Source organism: Desulfobulbaceae bacterium DB1, from assembly GCA_001914235.1.
Taxonomy (GTDB): domain Bacteria; phylum Desulfobacterota; class Desulfobulbia; order Desulfobulbales; family SURF-16; genus DB1.
Genome location: MQUF01000012.1, coordinates 1 through 17,235 on the forward strand (window position 1 = coordinate 1; position 17,235 = coordinate 17,235).

The following is a 17,235-nucleotide window of genomic DNA, read 5'->3' on the forward strand; positions in this document are numbered from 1 at the left end:
GGAGGGTGTAAAATAGTTTGTGTAAATGGCTATGACTGAGTAAGTCAAAAAACTACCCTTTAAAAAGGAGCTCATATGGCCATTGATAAAGAAATTTTGGATCGTTTACTTGCCGACTACAATTACCAGAAGCCCGAAGAACTGATCGGTGAAAACGGGCTGCTCAAGCAGCTCACCAAGGCCTTACTGGAGCGGGCGTTACAGGCGGAAATGACCGTCCACCTGGGCCACGAAAAACATGGAACCATCGTCACCAAAGGCGGTAATGCCCGAAATGGTAACTCTGCAAAGACCATCAAGGGCGACTTCGGTAAAATGCCGATTGAGGTCCCGCGCGACCGCGACAGCAGTTTCGATCCGGTCATCATTCCCAAAGGGCAAACCCGCTTTCCCGGCTTTGACGACAAGATTATCTCTCTCTACTCCCGAGGGATGACTACCAGGGAGATTCAGGGGCACTTGGAAGACATTTACGGAGTTGATGTCTCTCCCACCCTGATTTCAACGGTCACCGATGCCGTTGCTGACGAGGTTAAAGTTTGGCAAAATCGCCCGTTGGACCCCATTTATCCCATTGTTTACATGGACGCTATCCGGGTTAAGGTGCGCGACAATGGGCATGTTAAGAACAAGGCGGTCTATCTGGCTATTGGCATCACCATGGACGGCGTCAAGGATGTCCTGGGAATGTGGGTTGCCGAAAACGAGGGCGCCAAGTTCTGGTTGCAGGTAGTGACTGAGCTAAGAAACCGTGGCGTGCAGGATATTTTCATTGCCTGCGTCGATGGCCTCAAGGGTTTTCCTGAAGCCATTGAGACGGTTTTCCCCTTCACCCAGGTCCAGCTCTGTCTCGTCCACATGGTGCGCAATTCCCTGAAATATGTCTCATGGAAACAGCGCAAAGAGGTGGCTGCGGATCTCAAGGCCATTTACCAATCGCCAACAGCCGAGCAGGCCGAAATGGAACTGATGACCTTTGAAGAAAAATGGGACAAAACGCATCCGTCCATCGGCCAATCCTGGCGAAGAAATTGGGAAAGAATCACCCCATTTTTTGCGTATTCGCCCGAGATACGCAAGGTGATATATACCACCAATGCTATTGAGTCGTTGAACATGTCACTGCGCAAAGTTACCAAGAACCGGGGTTCATTTCCCAATGACGAGTCGATGCTTAAACTGCTTTACATGGCGCTGAACAATATCGCCAAAAAATGGACTATGCCAATCAGAGACTGGAAGGCTGCCTTGAACCGCTTTTCAATCTTGTTCGGCGACAGAATGCCTGCATATTGAAAATTAAAAATGAAAACCATTTACACAAAATTCTTTACAGGCCCTACCTAACAACATTATTACTTATCTTCGTTGCTTCTTTGACAAAGGGGAAGTTTATATTTTTGGATGTTTGGATTGAACGAGTATATTTGTTTTTTTCAATTGCAGCTTTCAGTCTTTCTTTTCAGTTACCATCATCTTTAATGAACCTGCACAAAGAAAGAATTGAGCATGAAATTGAATCAAGACGTGAAAGAGACGAAAATAATAAAAGCAGAACATAACGATTTCATTCAGCAGATGGCGAGGATGGTCCTGGGTGGTCCTGGGGTCGGGCCACGGTAACTATTTGGAAATCAATAATTAAGATCCCAATAATAGGCGTTTTGAGCCCCTATATCGTCTTTTTTGCCATCAAAATTGGCAATATAGGTCCCCATGCTTTCCCGAAGTTGAAATCCTGCCTCATTTTCAAGAATTTTGCGTCCTTTGGCTAATATTCCCAATTTCTCTTTGATCATCTCGGTAAAACTTCTACTTCCCACCGCTATGCTCTCAGTCCATTGACTTTGTCTTTGACGGAAGGTGCCCGCATGCGTCAGGGCTTCGTCTATCAACTCTTTGTGCGTTTTTCGAAAAGCATCATACGTTGCAATACCTGCCAGGCCAGCAAGCACGGTTGGGGTGAGGAACGAACCCCAACAACATCATTCTCTCTCGCCATAGCCGCTTTGATCGCTGCCGCAGATTCCTCCGCCCCAGTCGTGGTCCATCATCCCCGACTCGATATACCGGTGGATCCTCGAATACGGCCAATCCACCGCCCGGGGGAGTCCGCGTCCCTTGGCGGCAGGGTTCGCACCGCATGCAGGTGTTTCGGCAAAATCACCATGGCGTCGATGGTGAAGGGATGCCGCTCTTTTATCAAGCCTACCACCTTGCGGAGGACGTCAACGTAATCCGCCGGCAGGAAAAAAGGGGTCGGATTTATTTTTGGATTAAGCCGTGCGCGCCGGTACCGCACGCATTGCATCCCTCCGGTTTCATGACACAATGTTGGGGTTCGTTCCTCACCCCAACCTACAGTGCTGAAGGTAAGCGGTCTTACTCCTTTCATCTGTTGCAAGATTACAATAAATCAGCCTGGAATGCCCGTATTTTATCAATGTTTTTACCTTTGTCCACAGGCTCAACGGGGAAAATCACCAGTGGGGCTGATTGCCGATGCGGTAATTACTCACCTCAAGGGTGTCGCTGATCACCACAAAGGCATTTTCGTCGATCTGCTGGATAAGTCGTTTCAGGTGACCGATCTCCCGGAAGGTGATCACGGTATAGATGATATGCTCTTTTTCGCCGCTGTACCCTCCTTCTCCTTCGATGATGGTCACGCCTCGCCTGATGTCTTTCAGTATTTCCGCGGATATCTCCCGCCATTTGGGGGAGATGATCAGGGCCGCCTTGCGCTGGCTGAGGCCGGTGACCACGACGCTGATCACCTTTGAACTGACAAAAAGGACAACCAGGGTATAGAGAACCGCCTCAAGGGAGTAGGAATATGCCACCAGGAGCAGCAGGCAGCAGTTGACAAAGAGCATGGTGCCGCCGATGCTGATGGAAAAACGTTTGAGCAGCATGATGGACAGGATGTCGAGCCCGCCCTGTGAGCCGGGGGAGCGGAAGGTCAGCCCGACACCTGCGCCGGCCAGCAGACCGGCCAGCAGGGCGGCAAGCATTCTGTCTTCCAGGGCTATCGGGATATGGATGAAGGCCATGGCAAAGGTCAGAAAAAGGGTGCCGAGCACGCTGTAAAAAAAGAAACGCCGGCCCACCGCCATCCAGGCCAAGATGAACAGGGGGATGTTCATCAGCAGATAAATCCAGCCCGCGTTCATTCGGGGGACGAATTTGTGGATCAGCACCGACAGACCTGTCAGTCCTCCCATGACGAAGTCGTGGGGGATCAGGATGCTGTTGACCGCAACGGCACAGAGAACGCTGCCAAAGGCGATGAAAAGCAGGTCCGTGAAAAATGCGGCGGGAGTGGTAAAGAGCGGTTGGCGGCTGTTTTTTTCCTGTTTCATTCCGGGACTTTTGGGAGTGGGGTTATATTTGTTTGACAAATTCTGCAACTTGGGCCTAAAGTTTTCTAATGTATCATCTTCTCTTTTAAAAAAAAACAGCCTGGGCGATTTTTAAGCAAGGGACACCTCATCTCCTTTGTCTCGTTGTTGCCCGGACAATCTCCGGCAGGTTCCCATGTTAGAATCATTGTTTTCTCCGAAAAGTGTAGCGGTCATCGGCGCTTCCCGCACGCCGGGCAAAGTCGGCCATGATATTCTGGCAAATCTGATCAACGGCGGTTTTGCCGGACCGATCATCCCGGTCAATCCCTCGGCGGATGATGTTCTCGGCCTGAAATGTCATACCAGCCTGAAGGCCTATGGCAAGGGGGTGGATCTCAGTGTGATCGTCGTGCCCCGCGCCCATGTCGAGGCAGCGGTAAAAGATTCCCTTGATGCCGGTTGCGGCGGCATCATCGTCATCTCGGCCGGATTCAAGGAGACGGGCGAGGAAGGGGCTGCGCTGGAACGGAAAATAGCCTCCCTTTGCCGCAACCGCAACGTGCGCCTGCTCGGCCCCAATTGTCTGGGATTGATTAACACGGGGTGCAATCTGAATGCCTCTTTTGCCGGCATGATGCCGGAAAAGGGGGGGGTTGCCGTTATTTCTCAGTCCGGCGCCTTGTGCACCGCCATTCTTGATCAGGCGGCCGGACGCCATATGGGCCTTTCCAAGGTGGTGAGCATCGGCAACAAGGCGGATCTGTCCGAGGTGGACCTGCTCAAGGCTCTTGCCCGGGACAGTCAGACCAAGGTGATTGCCGGTTATCTGGAGGACATCTGTTCCGGCGATGATTTTGTCAAGGCAGCGGAAGAGGCCTCCTCGGCAAAACCGGTCATTATCCTCAAATCCGGAACAACCGCGGCAGGACTGAAAGCGGCGGCGTCCCATACCGGCGTGCTGGCCGGCGCGGATACGGCGTATGGCGCGGCCTTTAAGAGATCCGGCGTCATCCGGGCCGACACGTTTCAGGATCTTTTTGATTTCGTCATCGCATTTTCCATGCAGCCGCTGCCCAAGGGCAAAAGGGTGCTCATCATTACCAATGCCGGCGGCCCCGGCACCATGGTGGCTGATGCGGTGGAAAAGTCCGGACTCACGGTCGCGGAGCTTGACCGTAATATTGCCAATGCCCTGGGGGCGAAACTTCCCGGGGCCGCCAGTACCGGCAATCCCGTCGATGTGTTGGGTGACGCGGATCCCGAACGCTACGTCGCGGCCATTGAGGCGGCTCAGGCAGACGATGCGGTGGATGCGATTATCGTCATCCTCACCCCCCAGGCCATGACCCGGCCGGCGGAAACGGCGCGGGCCATTGCCGCCAAGCTTGACGGCAAGAAACCGGTTTTCGCCTCATTCATGGGGGGAGAAGGAGTGATGCCGGGCCGACGGGAACTGGGCGGCGCCGGTCTGCCGGATTACGATTCGCCCGAACGGGCGGTGTCTGCCCTGAAAGCCATGTATGATTATGCCTCCTGGCAACAGAGACCGCCGCGCATCGTTACCCGTTTCCCGGTGAACCGGCGCAGGGTGGAGCGCATTATCATCCGCCAGCAGCGGACGAACCGTTTGCAGTTGAGCGAGGTGAAGTCAAAGAGCATTCTTGAGGCCTATGGTTTTAAGATCCCGGAGGGACGGCTCGCCACCACCGTGGACGAGGCGGTGGAGATCGCCAAACGAGTCGGTTTCCCCACCGCCATGAAGATCGTTTCGCCGGATGTGGTGCACAAGACGGATCTCGGCGGGGTGCAGCTCAACCTGGCCTCGGCGGAAAAGGTTCGCGATGCATATGATCTGATGATGCTCCGCATCCGCGAGAAGGCCCCTGGTGCCCATATCAAGGGGGTTTATGTGGAGGAAATGGTGGACCCCGGTCTTGAGGTCATTATCGGCATGAGCCGGGATCCTCAGTTCGGCCCCATGTTGATGTTCGGCCTCGGCGGCATTTTTGTCGAGGTGATGAAGGATGTGACGTTCCACCTGGCCCCCATCACCTCGGATGAGGCGATGCAGATGCTGCTTGCCACCCGATCCTACGAAATCCTGAAAGGGAAACGGGGCCAGCAGGGGGTGGACCTGGAGGCCATTGCCGGCGGACTTCAGCGGATCAGCCAGTTGACCACCGATTTTCCGCAGATCCTTGAACTTGACATTAATCCCTTCATTGTCGGCGGAATCGGCGCGGAAGCAGTGGTGGCCGACGCCCGCATGACCCTGAAACCAATTTGATGCGTCCGACGCATCAGGTCAAGAAGACCGGCACGACGCGTAGCCCGACCAGCAAGACCACATCGAGGTTGAAAATATGATGCAGCAAACCAGAGTTGAATTTGATCCGGATTGGCAGAAAAAATACGCGGATATGATCAACACGCCCAAAAAGGCGCTTTCTCATATCAAAAACGGCCAGCGTGTCTTTGTCGGCACCGGCTGCGGAGAGCCTCAGCTCCTGGTAGCGGCCCTGACCGACCGGGCCGCCGATCTGGCCGATGTGGAAATCGTGCATCTCCTGACCAAGGGAGATGCCCGCTATGCCGATCTGAAATATGCCGACAGCTTCACGGTGAACAGTTTTTTTATCGGTCAGAATGTGCGGGGACTGATTCAGGAAGGGATGGGCAGTTATACGCCCATGCTCCTTTCCGATATTCCGGAGCTGTTCAAGTCGGGAAAGCTGCCGCTTGATGTGGTGCTGATCCATGTCAGTGAACCGAACATGCTCGGCAAGGTGAGCCTCGGCATCTCGGTTGATATCGTCAAGAGCGCCGCGGAAAACGGTTCCCTGGTCATTGCCCAGGTAAATAAACAGATGCCCTGGACCCATGGTGATTCCCTGCTTGACATCTATGACATCGATATCCTGGTACCGGCTGATATCCCGCTGATTGAGAGGCCGTCAAAGCCTGTCAATGAAGTGACCAAAAAGATCGGTCAGCACATTGCTTCCCTGATTGAAAACGGCTCCACCGTTGAATTCGGATTGGGTCGCATTCCGGGCATCGGTCGCATTCCGGCGGCCTGCATGTTTTATCTGACCGAAAAGAAGGATCTGGGGATCCATACCGAGGTGATAACCGATTCCGTCATCAAACTGATTGAATCAGGGGCGGTGACCGGCGCGCGAAAAACCACGGACCAGGGCAAGATCGTCACCAGTTTCTGCATGGGAACCAAAAAGCTTTATGATTTTGTCAACGCCAACCCGATCTTTTCCTTCCGACCGACGGAATATGTCAATGACGTGCATGTCATCAGCCGACAGAACAAGATGGTTTCCATCAATATGGCATTGGAAGTTGATCTGACCGGTCAGGTGTGCGCCGATTCCGACGGCGGCAAATTTTATTCGGGCATCGGCGGCCAGGTTGATTTCAACCGTGGGGCCGCCCGCTCGAAAGGGGGGAAACCGATTATCGTCGTTTCCTCCACCGCCGACGAGGGGGCGCGTTCCCGTATCGTTTCCCGTCTCAGTCCGGGGGCCGGGGTGGCCACCTCCAGGGGCGAGATTCATTATGTCGTCTCTGAATTCGGTATCGCCTATCTGCACGGGAAAAACATCCAGGAAAGGACCATGGCCCTGATCAGCATTGCCCATCCGAAATTCCGGGAACAGCTGCTCAAGGAGGCGATTGAGGCAAAATACGTCAAGCCGGATTTCGCCTCCGTGGGCGACAAGCTGGTGGTCGCCTCGGAGGAGATGAAGACATCCTTTCTCCTCGATAACGGCACCCAGATCAATTTCAGGCCCATTCATCCCACGGATGAGCCGCTCATGCGTGATCTTCTTTATGACCTTTCCCGTGAAACCGTTTATTACCGGTTCATGACCCAGAGCAAGCGCTTTGAGCACAGTCAGATCCAGAATTTTGTCTACATTGATCACCGCAAGGACGTTGCCATTGTCGGCACCGTGCCCGAGGCGTCAGGCGATGAAATTGTCGCGGTGGGCCGTTATTACCTGGATGAGCGGACCAACCGGGCCGAGGTGGCTTTTGTCATCCGTGACAAGTGGCAGAACCTGCATATCGGCTCCTTTCTTTTCCGCCATCTGATTACCATTGCCAAACGGAACGGTATTTCCGGCTTTACCGCCGAGGTGCTGCGGGAAAATAAACGGATGCAGGCGATTTTCAATAATTCCGGCTACAAAATGGAAAGTCAGCTGGAGGAGGGAGTGTACAGCTTCAGGATTGATTTCTGATGATGCCGGATGCGAGTGGCGCGACAGAAGATGGGCGTGACGAAATCTGAAAAAGGCAACGGAACCAGTGGGAAATCTGATTCCGTTGCAGGTTGAGGAGGGAAAACATCGGCCGACCGGCCGAGGGTGTCACGCTCAGGAGAAACCTCCCCTGGAAACGCAGCCGCCCATGGGTTTGATCGGACCGGAACTGCTGGAAGCAAGGCGAAAAGATGATGCGGAAATGGTTTTTTTCACGTCGGCGCTGCCGCACTTCGGGCATTTCACTTCGGCAAGCGCTTCCGCCGAGCTTGAGCTCAAAAGCGACTCGAAAAGGTTTTTGCACTGCTGGCAACGAAATTCGTAAAGTGGCATGGGTATACTCCTTGTAATCGGAAAAGATTAAGTATTTAATTAAATATATGACAGGGGTGCCTGGTTGTCCAGAAAAAAATGAAAGAAACGAGAAGTATTTGTTTTGTCCTTCAGAAAAAGTGCATGCGTTCCGTGCATGAGTGGTCGGAAATTTTTTTTTCTGAAAATCAAATGTGGGGAGTTTTTGCAAAGGTATGAATTTTCAGGCCCATTTGAAGAACATGATGGAAATGATGCAGGAAGAGCTGGTGGTTCTTTTTGTCGGCGGACTGCTGGTTCAGCTCCTTTGTTCGGTGACCCTGGGGCTGCTTGCCGGCCCGCTGATGGGCGGGTACATGCTGCTTATGCTGCAGTGGCTCAGGACGGGGAAGGGGTGCGAGTTTAATGACCTTTTTGCTGGAATGAGACGATTCGGCGAACTTTTCCCGATTTTTTTCATGGGACTGCTTATTCTTCTCGGCTGCTTGTTCTTTTTATTGCCTGGGATCGTGCTTTCCGTCTGGTGGCTGTATGTGCTGCCCTTGATGGCGGAAAAAAATCTTTCTCTCCGGGACGCCATGCGGGCCAGCCGACACAAGGTGAATGAAAAGGGTTTTTTCATGCATCTTGTCTTTCTGCTGATGATTTCCGTTGTGCCGGTTTTTGTTATTGCCGTTGCCGCAACAGTCATTCCACCCCTGGCAATTCTCCAGTATCTGCTTTTTCCCCTGCAATGCGCCTGTCTGGCCAGTCTTTATCTTGAACAATTCGAGGATTTTGATCCGGAAAAAAGAGTCCGTTCATCGGCTGTCGGCAATGGGACTCATCCGGCTGCGCCGCCTGTTCCGCCACCACTGCCAGCAGAAAACGGAAAGTAGCCCGCCGAACGTATCGGCCACGATATCCAGCCGGCTCGGAAAACGACCGGGAATAAAGGACTGGTGGAATTCATCCGTGATTCCGTAAAGCAGACAGAAAAGGACCACGACTGCCGCGGTCGGTAAAAAATTTCTGTTGCGGACACGGGGATGCAGGGCAAAGAGGAAGGTGGCGCCAAGCGTGGCGTATGCCACGGCATGGCACAGTTTATCAACGCCTGCCGCGGCGGCCGGAAAATTGTTCCCCGGAGTGTGGGAGAGCAGGAAGATTGCCGCCATGACCAGCGCCATGGGAAAAAATCGAAGAGCCATCTGTTTTCGGACTCAGCCCCCTAATCCGTCGCAACGAAATGACATCCCGGCCTTGGCGTCCCCGCAGCGCAAGCGTCATTGTTGAAAGATATGATTTTTTTTGCCACGACCGCTACTCTTTGCGCTGAAGATATGCCCTGATGTTCCATGCCGCCACCACCGCCATGGCGCCGATCATGTCGGCGAAAACGTCTTTGCGATCCATGACCCGGTTCGGAATGAAATGCTGATAAAATTCTTCCATGACGCCGCACAGGAGGCACATGGCAGCCACCTGGCCGCTTGTCCGGAGCCGCGATCGGGCATTATTAACCTGCAAGCGAAAGGCAAAGATACAGCTGGCGGCAAGAGCGGCGTATGCCGTTGCATGAAGAATTTTGTCGAAATGGTGGAGGTTCAGGAAGAAGAGGGTTCTGCCGGGCACACTGGCGGAAGAAAAAATTGCCGCCAGTATGCCGACCATCGGTAAAAAACGCAGACCACTGATGTCCGGAAAGTGTTTTTTCACCGATTTCTCCGCGCAGGCCGTACTACGCCCGGCCGACGGACATATCATCTTCGTTTAAATGAATACTGTTCAACAGTTCCTTGGGGAATTTTTTGCGGACACGTTGAATAGCTGCAAAAATAGAATGGGCCGGATAGTCTTCCCAGATGGTTTCCTTGTCATCGGCATAGGCCGTGGTGATAAATTTTTTCCGGCGGATACCGAAACGATGGGTCCAGTTGATTTCAATGGTTTCCGGATTTTCATCGAGATCCACATCGATTTTTGTTCCCTTGTCAGCCACCTGAACAGCGTCCATCTCGCTTATTTCCAGCAGCCAACCGTCACCGTCCTCGGTGGAAAGAAGAATGAAAACGCCAAGGGGTTTCACCATTTTTTCTTTATTAACGGCGGATTCCTGTAGTTTTTCAATCTCGCTTTTCAGGGTTACCTGCGGTTGCGGCTGACCCTGAGCAGGTTTGAAATCAACTTTTCCATAACAGCATCGCTTATACTTTTGACCGCTGCCGCATGGGCAGGGATCGTTGCGTCCTATTTTCATGTTGCGTCCTCTGGATTGAGAGTAAACAGTTGTTTTGTTTCACCGTATCCGATCACGGGTTGGATATGGATTGAGACTTTGCTGCAAAAGTGCCGTATCGGCGCCGATTTTCCAAGGTTCTCAGGCTCTTCTGACATCATTACGAACCTCAATTAACCATTTTCGTCGGTCAATTGTCAATCCGCATCAGTTGATTTTGACAATTTTTTCCTGATTGGTGTAATAGCGCACCAGTTCGTTGAAAAGGTCGTCTCTGCCGGTATAGATCTGGTTGGTGCTGTTTAATATCTGCTGCAGGGCTTCCTGGTACATGTCGACCCCGAAAATGCTGTCGTGAATATACTCTTTTCCTGATTTTTCTTCGAACAGCCGTTTCATATAACGGTCGACATTGGCCCAGTAGATATGGTTGTTGCGAAAATGGGGATTGGATCGTTTGGCTTTTTCAATTTCCTCATCCATCATGTTTCGCAATTCCTTTTCAAAAAGATGATGATAGATCTGACCCGCTATTTTGACCGGACCCTGGGCCGAGGTGCCGATGCTGGTGACTCCGCCGCTGTTGGTGGTCATGAAGACGATCATGGTCATGTTTTTTTCCGCATGGCCCTGCCGGTCCTGGTAGGGGTTGAAGTGGCTGACAAAAAGGGAGGACCGGCCCTGGGGGGCGGTGCCTGTTTTGCCGGAGACCAGATTCTTGTGAAAGGGGAATTCCGTTTTCATGCCGGCACCGGTGCCCCGGTTGCACACCTCATACAGGGCCCGCATTTCGTCCTCCCTTTCTTTTTTCGAGTCAAACAGGGCAATGGTGCGGCCGACGGGTTCACGATGCCGCTCAAAGAGAACCTGGCCGTCAACCAGGATGCGCTTGACAAAGGAGGGCTCGCGGAAATTGCCGTCCAGAAAGGCATTGTAAACACCCAGCCATTGCTGAACCGGCACGTCGGATGCGCCGATGCCGAATGGCCAGAAGCGGGCGTCGTCCCTGTTGTAGCGCAGACCGATGCGGTCAAAGGCAAGCAGGAGTGCGCTGCTGATCCGTTTGTTGGCATAAAGCCGGGCAAATATGGTGTTGACGGAAAGCACCTGGGCCTCCAGCAGGGAGTACTGTCGCCCCAGAAAGTGTTCCTGGTCATACGGAAACCAGTTGCGCGGCAGCCAGACCTCTTTGCCCGCGCTTTCCACATACTTGTATTCCATCGGTTTGTCGGCCAGCAAGGTCTGCAGATTCGCCTGGTTGTCGGTCATGGCGAAATAGGCGATAACCGGTTTGATGGTTGAGGACGGAGTAAGGGTTGCCTGCTTGTTCATCAGGTCAATGATGATCGGTTCGGCCCCTTCGTCGAGGGGGATGTCAAGCCCGCCGAGAATGAATTCCTTGCCTCCCACATAGGAGATGATTTCTCCCGACTGGTTGACGATGATCAGGCCGGCATTGACGTTCTGGTAGAGGTTTTCCATGAAGCCCTTGAAATCGGTGTAGGGCGGGATCTGTTTTTTCTGCTCATACCGTTCCCGATCCTTTTTCCAGGTGTCGGCGTTTCGCTGCTGGAGAATTTTTTGATATCCGGGACTGTTCAGATATGAGACGATGAACTCCTTGCTTTTTTCCACAACGTCGAGGTCGACGGCGGTTTCCACCACCACGTCGCCCCGCACGTCAAGCATCAGCTCCGCTCCGCTTATCCGGCGGCCGTCGAGCATGTAGGTGCGGGAGGAGACCTCCTTGATGACGTTCCATGATGTCCATTCCTCTTCCCCGTAGAGAGGGGAACGGTACTCCCGGAAGCCGATGTCGCGGATCGATTCTTCATCGCTAAGACGCCATTGAAGATATTGTTCGGCGGAGATTTCCTCCTGTTCGCGCAGGTAGGCAAGGGCGAGATTGATTTTGTTGATCGCCTCTTTTGCATGGCGGAGCTGGCTTGCGTCCAGTTGCTCAAAGTTTTTCCCTCTCACCACCTGATAAAATGCCAGCTGTCGATTGTGGTTCGGGATAAAGGAGGAGATCGCCACCAGCTGCTGCAGGGACAATTCCGACAGTTCCATTTTGAAATAGCTGCGGGCCGCGGAGCTGAAGCCGTAAATGTTACTGCCCACCGGCACTGTGTTGATATAAAAATCGAGGTTTTTGTCCTTGCCGAATTTGGCAACCATCATGTAGGCGATAATAATCTCCTCCAGCTTGTTGGCGACGGTTCGGTCGGAGTTGCCGAGGATTTTTTTTGCATTTTGCATGACGATGGTACTGGCGCCCCTGGGGTTGCCGAAAAGGGTGTCTTTCATCGCGCCTGCCAGGTTGACCCAGCTGACCCCGGCATGGATGAGAAAGCTGTTGACGTGCCAGGGGTTCTTCGGATGGGGCAACAGGTAATGGTCCTCGCAGGCAAGCAGTGCCATCTTTGCCGCGCCGGGTATTTCCTCGGTCAGTTCCCGCTTGCCGTATGATTTGATGACCGCGCCGCGGCTATCGATTATTTGCGCGGAATGGGCATAGGTTGCCAGGCTTTCCGGCAGCCGCTGGATGGGGGCGGTATCATAGATGGTGCGGGCAATGAAAAATTCTACGATATGCTGGGTTGGGCCGGGTATGGTGTTGAGCAGCAAAAGAGAAAAGACCGTCACCGATATCCATTGCAAGAAGCGCGGCGTCCAGTAGGTGAGGAGGAAAATCATCCTCTTGTAAGGATTTTCCCAAGGGAAAATGATTTTTTTGTTCGGGTTTTTTTCCAGTTCCTTGAGGTATTTGTAATAACTGTCCTCAAGTTGCTTGCTTTCCCGCAGCCGTTTGCCGATATTTTTTTCAGAGATGCCGTTTTTGATGTCGCGTTTGGAAAAGGTATGCTGATAGGCCTTGAATTTGATAGCCTGCTGTTTCAATATCTGCTGATCGTTTTTTTCTTCAGATCCCGCGCTTGAAGAATTATGCTGCTTCTGTGAATGCGAATCGTCGCTTGGCATTGGCTGTTTTTTGTCTATCTGTTTGATCTTGCTTGGTTTGTTTTTTTGTGTTCCTTTCCTTCGCCGGTTTCGTGATACAATTGCAGGTGGGTGACCTGTTGAGCGAGGATTGAAGAAAAAGTTTACTGTGTAACGTTTCGGACTTCAAACAAAAGTTATTGAATTATTTCTTTTGAGTCCGGACCGGTTGCAGCCGATAGAGTGGAAAATGGCTGTGCAATGGCGCCGGGAAATCCTGTGGGCGGAAGCGGCCCGGTTTTTCCATGATTTTCACAATACGTAAATTGAAAAGTTGAGTTTTTTTTATGTTGGTTCGCTGCAAATGTGGATTTCAGGGTCAGATTCATGATGACGGCAACAAGCAGTCGGTCGATTGCCCGAAATGCGGGTCCCGGCTGACGGTGCCGATTGACCGGGGCAGGGTGGAGTCGGCCATGGCCCTTTTTGCCTGCTCTGACTGCGGATTTGCCAAGAAAATACCTGCGCGGTACGTGGGGAAAATCGCCCCCTGTCCCAAGTGCGGCAGCAAGGCCGCGGTTGTGCCGTATACCCCGCCCCGAAGAACACCTGTTGCTGTTGCCGGCCCTGGAACCCCGGCCGGCGTAACCCTTCGTTCAGTTTCCTTGCCGTGGAAGAATCTGATAAAAAATTCGAGGGTGAAAAAGGGGTTCCTGATCGTTGCCCCCCTGGCGGTTGTCGCCATCCTTGTGGCCTTCTTTGTCTCGGGCCGTCAGTCTCCCGTCCCTGTGGATCCGGGGTATCGGCCGGTGGCCCTTGAGAAGTTGCCGGTGCAATCCCCTGAATACCGGCGTTTGGTTGAAGTCGCCCGTATTCTTCAATCATCCCGGGATTTCAAAGGAAAGGATTTGCGCGGCATCGATCTCTCTTCCACGGACCTGCGCGGCGTGGATTTTCGGGAAGCCAATCTGGAAAAGGCCGATCTGTCCAAAGCCGATCTGGTCCAGGCGGATCTGCGCGGTGCCAATCTGCGCGGCGCTGATTTGCAGTCCGCCGATCTGAGCGGTTGTCGGATGCGTGGCGTTATCCTGCAGGATGCCCTGGTTCGCAAGGCGGATTTTTCCGGTGCCCATCTGGAAGAAGCAAACCTGACGAGGACGGATTTTTCCAGGGCAAATCTGCAAAGCGCGGTGTTGAAAAAGGCCCTGTTGTTCGGCGCCATTCTGGTGGAGGCGGATCTGAGCAGGGCGGATGCCGGTGGGGCCAATTTTGCCGGCGCGGATTTTTCCGGGACCAATGTCCGGGAAACCAATTTTCACGACGCCAAGCTTGATCGAACCAATCTTGCCACCTGCGATCTGCGCGGCGCGGATCTTTCCGGAGCGAGCCTGAAGGAGGCGAAATTGGCGGGAGCGAAACTGGCGGGCATTCTTTTTGTCGAGGCAGACCTCTCCGGCGCGAATCTCTATGGTGCCGAGTTGAGCGGCGCTGATCTTGCCGGAGCACTTCTGGCCGGTGCCGATCTGAGCAAGGCCCAGCTGCACGGGGCGAACTGCGCGAAAACCCGTTTCGGCAGGGCAAATCTGCATCAGGCGGTACTGTTTGGCGCCAATCTCCAGCAGGCTGATTTTAATCAGGCCAACCTGACCAGCGGGGTGCTTGACAGGGCTGATTTGACCGGGGCTTTGTTGACTGAAGCCAATCTGACCAACGCGACCCTCACCGGCGCGAATTTGAGCGGCGCGAATCTCAATCACGCCAATCTCACCGGCGCCGGTTTCCAAGGTGCGAGGCTGACGGACAAGGCCAGCCTGGTCAAGGCCAATCTGACGAATTGCGACCTGTCCAAGGCTGATCTGTCCCTGGCCAATCTTCATCAGGCCAACCTGTCCAACGGCATCCTGCGGGAGGCGAAACTGCACAAGACAAGTCTTAAAAACGCCTATCTCAGCAATGCCGATCTGACCAATGCCGATCTGACCAGTGCCGATCTCACCAGCGCCGACCTCAAGGGGGCCAATCTCACCGGTATCAATCTGACCAGTAATTTCACCATGCGGATGAAGGACCTGAGCGCCGCTTTGCTGACCGATATTCGTTTCACCCGTTTTGATCTGCGCAACGCCAATCTGACCAACGCGATCCTTGCCCATGCAGATCTGCGCTATGTGGATTTCACCAACGCCGACCTGACCAGGGCGGATTTGCGTCAGGCGAATCTTGGGGGGGCCGATTTCCGCTGGGCCAATCTCACCGACGCCGATCTCAGCGAGGCGGATGTGCGGGAAGCTCTTTTTTCCGATGCCGATTTGAACCGGGCCGATTTCAAGCAGGTTGCCTTTTCCGGGGCAGTGATCCACGATGCCGAAAATCTTGATCGGGCCCTTCACCTTGACCCGCAAGAACTTGAGAAAGTAATGGCCGCGACCCGGAAAGAGCCGCCGGAAAGACTGGCGGCAATTGCCGTGGAAGCCGGCAGTGCAGTCGCGGCGGAGAGTGAAGGGCCGGGAAGATCAATAAAAATCTGGGGATTAACGGTGGAAGGTTTTGGAACGGTCCGTCCGCCTTTTAATGAGGAAAAGGATCTGGGCAAAGCTTTTCTGGGGCTGAGCGAGATCGAGGCGAACCTGGTGAAACACCGGATATTCACCGGCGACAGGGAGGGGGTGCCGGCAGAAACGGAAGCAATGCTTGCGGTGCTGTACACCGTTAATTTTATGCCCGGCAGTCAGGAAATTCCCATTCTGGTCAAATGGATCAATCCCGATGGGAAAGTGGTGCATTCAGAGTCGGTCTCCACCGGATATCTGCGTCGTCAGGTAGCCTCATACCATCTTGCCGGAAGCGATGTTGCTCTGGGGCGATGGCGGGTGGAATTTTATTTCCAGAAAAGCAGGATAGGCAGCCAGGAAATATCCGTCATCACCCCGGAACGCTTTCAGTCCCGGCTCGAGCGGCTGGAATAAGTTTCGCGCAACGATATCAGATTGCCTCGGACAGTGCCATCACCATGGCGCCCTTGGCGGTGGTATTCAATGGATCGGACGCGACGCGTATCTCGGAGACGGCAACCGGCAGGTCAACTTTTTTCAGTCCCTGTTCGAAAAGCTCCTTGAATCCCCTCGGCAGCACGGTGCCGCCGCTCAGGACAATGGGCACCGGCTTGGATATTTTCGGGATCTTGTCGCTGGTTTGCATGACTTTTTCCAGGGTGTTGAGCAGGCTGGAAACGAGATCAACATAGTAAATGCCGAGGGCGGTTTCAATGCGATCCTGGGCCGGTCGGGAAAGATTCAACGAACCTTCTTTGATGGTTTTGATTTTTGTTGCCGGTTCGCCGAGGGAAACGCCGACCATGGAGTCGATATAATCGCCGCCCTTCTGGATACTGAAGGAGATGACCGGCACCGACAGATAGGACATGCAGATGTTGCACATGCCGCCGCCCATGCTGATGCCGATTCCGGTGAAGTTGTCGTTGGACAGTTCGGCCATGATGGTGGCCAGCCCTTCGTTGATGGAAATGGGTTTGTAGCCGAGGCTGCTCAAGTACATCTTGAGAATCGATTCGTGGTAAACCACTGAGTTGAGTCCGTCAACCGGCTCTCCCGGCAAACTGAAACAGACGATTTCATTGCTTTTGTCCGGTCGGGTGATCAGGGTGTCGATGATGGCCTGAAGGACATTGATGCTTTCGTCCTCCTTGGCGCTCAGCAAACCTTTTTCCATGGTGCGGCGGGTATTGGTGTTGAACATGTTGGCGAAATTTTCCGCCGAATATCCCAGGATGTAAAACTGGTTGTGCTTCTCCAGAAAGGTGACGTCGTTTTCGACCAGTATTTTTTTGGTGAATTTGGAGTACGGAACAGTAAAAAAGGCGTTCAGCTGTTTAACGGTATGGATGGTCTTGCCCATGTTCTGGGACAGGACAATATGGCTGGTGCCGATATCCAGCCCAATGGGGCCGGTAGGTTTTTCAGCTTCTTCACCAATCTCTTTTTCCCTGGAAACAACCGCCTTGTGTGATGCCTCGATGGCGGTTTCAATATGTTCCATTTCCTGTGGCATGCTCTTTCCCCCTTCAATTTCCTCTGGTTCGGGATTGTGTTGCATTACGTTTGTGGTTGTCGGAATTGAAAAA

13 protein-coding genes are annotated in these 17,235 nt (G+C 53.2%); 5 read left to right on the forward strand and 8 right to left on the reverse strand.

Features of this window, described 5'->3' with window-relative positions:
• The first annotated feature begins 75 nt into the window (after window positions 1-75).
• Window positions 76-1,296: an IS256 family transposase gene (locus BM485_11285; GenBank protein OKY74814.1), complete on the forward strand. Its 1,221-nt coding sequence runs from the start codon at window positions 76-78 to the stop codon at window positions 1,294-1,296.
• A gap of 754 nt (window positions 1,297-2,050) precedes the next feature.
• Here the strand turns inward: BM485_11285 and BM485_11290 are convergent.
• Together BM485_11290 and BM485_11295 are read right to left on the reverse strand one after the other, a co-directional pair.
• Window positions 2,051-2,311 carry a hypothetical protein gene (locus tag BM485_11290; GenBank protein OKY74815.1) on the reverse strand — a complete coding sequence of 87 codons (261 nt, stop codon included), beginning with the start codon at window positions 2,309-2,311 and terminating at the stop codon, window positions 2,051-2,053.
• Window positions 2,312-2,480: 169 nt separating this feature from the next.
• Window positions 2,481-3,362, reverse strand: coding sequence for a membrane protein (locus tag BM485_11295; protein OKY74816.1), 882 nt, complete (start codon window positions 3,360-3,362; stop codon window positions 2,481-2,483).
• Between the two features lie 175 nt (window positions 3,363-3,537).
• Here BM485_11295 and BM485_11300 point away from each other — a divergent pair, with 175 nt between their 5' ends.
• The gene (locus tag BM485_11300) at window positions 3,538-5,631 is read left to right on the forward strand and encodes an acyl-CoA synthetase (GenBank protein ID OKY74817.1); all 2,094 of its coding nucleotides are present in this window, start codon (window positions 3,538-3,540) and stop codon (window positions 5,629-5,631) included.
• Between the two features lie 76 nt (window positions 5,632-5,707).
• Window positions 5,708-7,603, forward strand: a complete 1,896-nt coding sequence (locus BM485_11305; GenBank protein ID OKY74818.1) for a 4-hydroxybutyrate CoA-transferase — start codon at window positions 5,708-5,710, stop codon at window positions 7,601-7,603.
• 135 nt (window positions 7,604-7,738) lie between these two features.
• On the opposite strand, the gene BM485_11310 is transcribed toward BM485_11305, so the two are convergent.
• The gene (locus tag BM485_11310) at window positions 7,739-7,957 is read right to left on the reverse strand and encodes a hypothetical protein (protein OKY74819.1); all 219 of its coding nucleotides are present in this window, start codon (window positions 7,955-7,957) and stop codon (window positions 7,739-7,741) included.
• Window positions 7,958-8,151: 194 nt separating this feature from the next.
• On the opposite strand from BM485_11310, the gene BM485_11315 reads away from it, so the two are divergent.
• Complete coding sequence (locus BM485_11315) at window positions 8,152-8,814, forward strand: hypothetical protein (protein OKY74820.1); 663 nt, start codon at window positions 8,152-8,154, stop codon at window positions 8,812-8,814.
• Here the strand turns inward: BM485_11315 and BM485_11320 are convergent.
• From BM485_11320 to BM485_11335, 4 genes are all read right to left on the reverse strand, one after another.
• The gene (locus BM485_11320; GenBank protein ID OKY74821.1) at window positions 8,737-9,126 is read right to left on the reverse strand and encodes a hypothetical protein; all 390 of its coding nucleotides are present in this window, start codon (window positions 9,124-9,126) and stop codon (window positions 8,737-8,739) included. The genes BM485_11315 and BM485_11320 overlap by 78 nt on opposite strands.
• 112 nt (window positions 9,127-9,238) lie before the next feature.
• Window positions 9,239-9,634 carry a hypothetical protein gene (locus BM485_11325; protein ID OKY74822.1) on the reverse strand — a complete coding sequence of 132 codons (396 nt, stop codon included), beginning with the start codon at window positions 9,632-9,634 and terminating at the stop codon, window positions 9,239-9,241.
• 22 nt (window positions 9,635-9,656) lie between these two features.
• Window positions 9,657-10,175, reverse strand: a complete 519-nt coding sequence (locus tag BM485_11330; protein ID OKY74823.1) for a hypothetical protein — start codon at window positions 10,173-10,175, stop codon at window positions 9,657-9,659.
• A 186-nt stretch (window positions 10,176-10,361) separates the two neighbouring features.
• Entirely contained in the window at window positions 10,362-13,136 is a 2,775-nt protein-coding gene (locus BM485_11335) for a glycosyl transferase family 51 (GenBank protein ID OKY74824.1), read from the reverse strand.
• Between the two features lie 305 nt (window positions 13,137-13,441).
• Here BM485_11335 and BM485_11340 point away from each other — a divergent pair, with 305 nt between their 5' ends.
• Window positions 13,442-16,060 carry a hypothetical protein gene (locus BM485_11340; protein ID OKY74825.1) on the forward strand — a complete coding sequence of 873 codons (2,619 nt, stop codon included), beginning with the start codon at window positions 13,442-13,444 and terminating at the stop codon, window positions 16,058-16,060.
• Between the two features lie 16 nt (window positions 16,061-16,076).
• Here the strand turns inward: BM485_11340 and BM485_11345 are convergent, their stop codons facing one another.
• A complete protein-coding gene (locus tag BM485_11345) occupies window positions 16,077-17,162 on the reverse strand; it encodes a hypothetical protein (GenBank protein OKY74888.1) in 1,086 nt (361 codons plus the stop codon).
• Window positions 17,163-17,235: the final 73 nt, after the last annotated feature.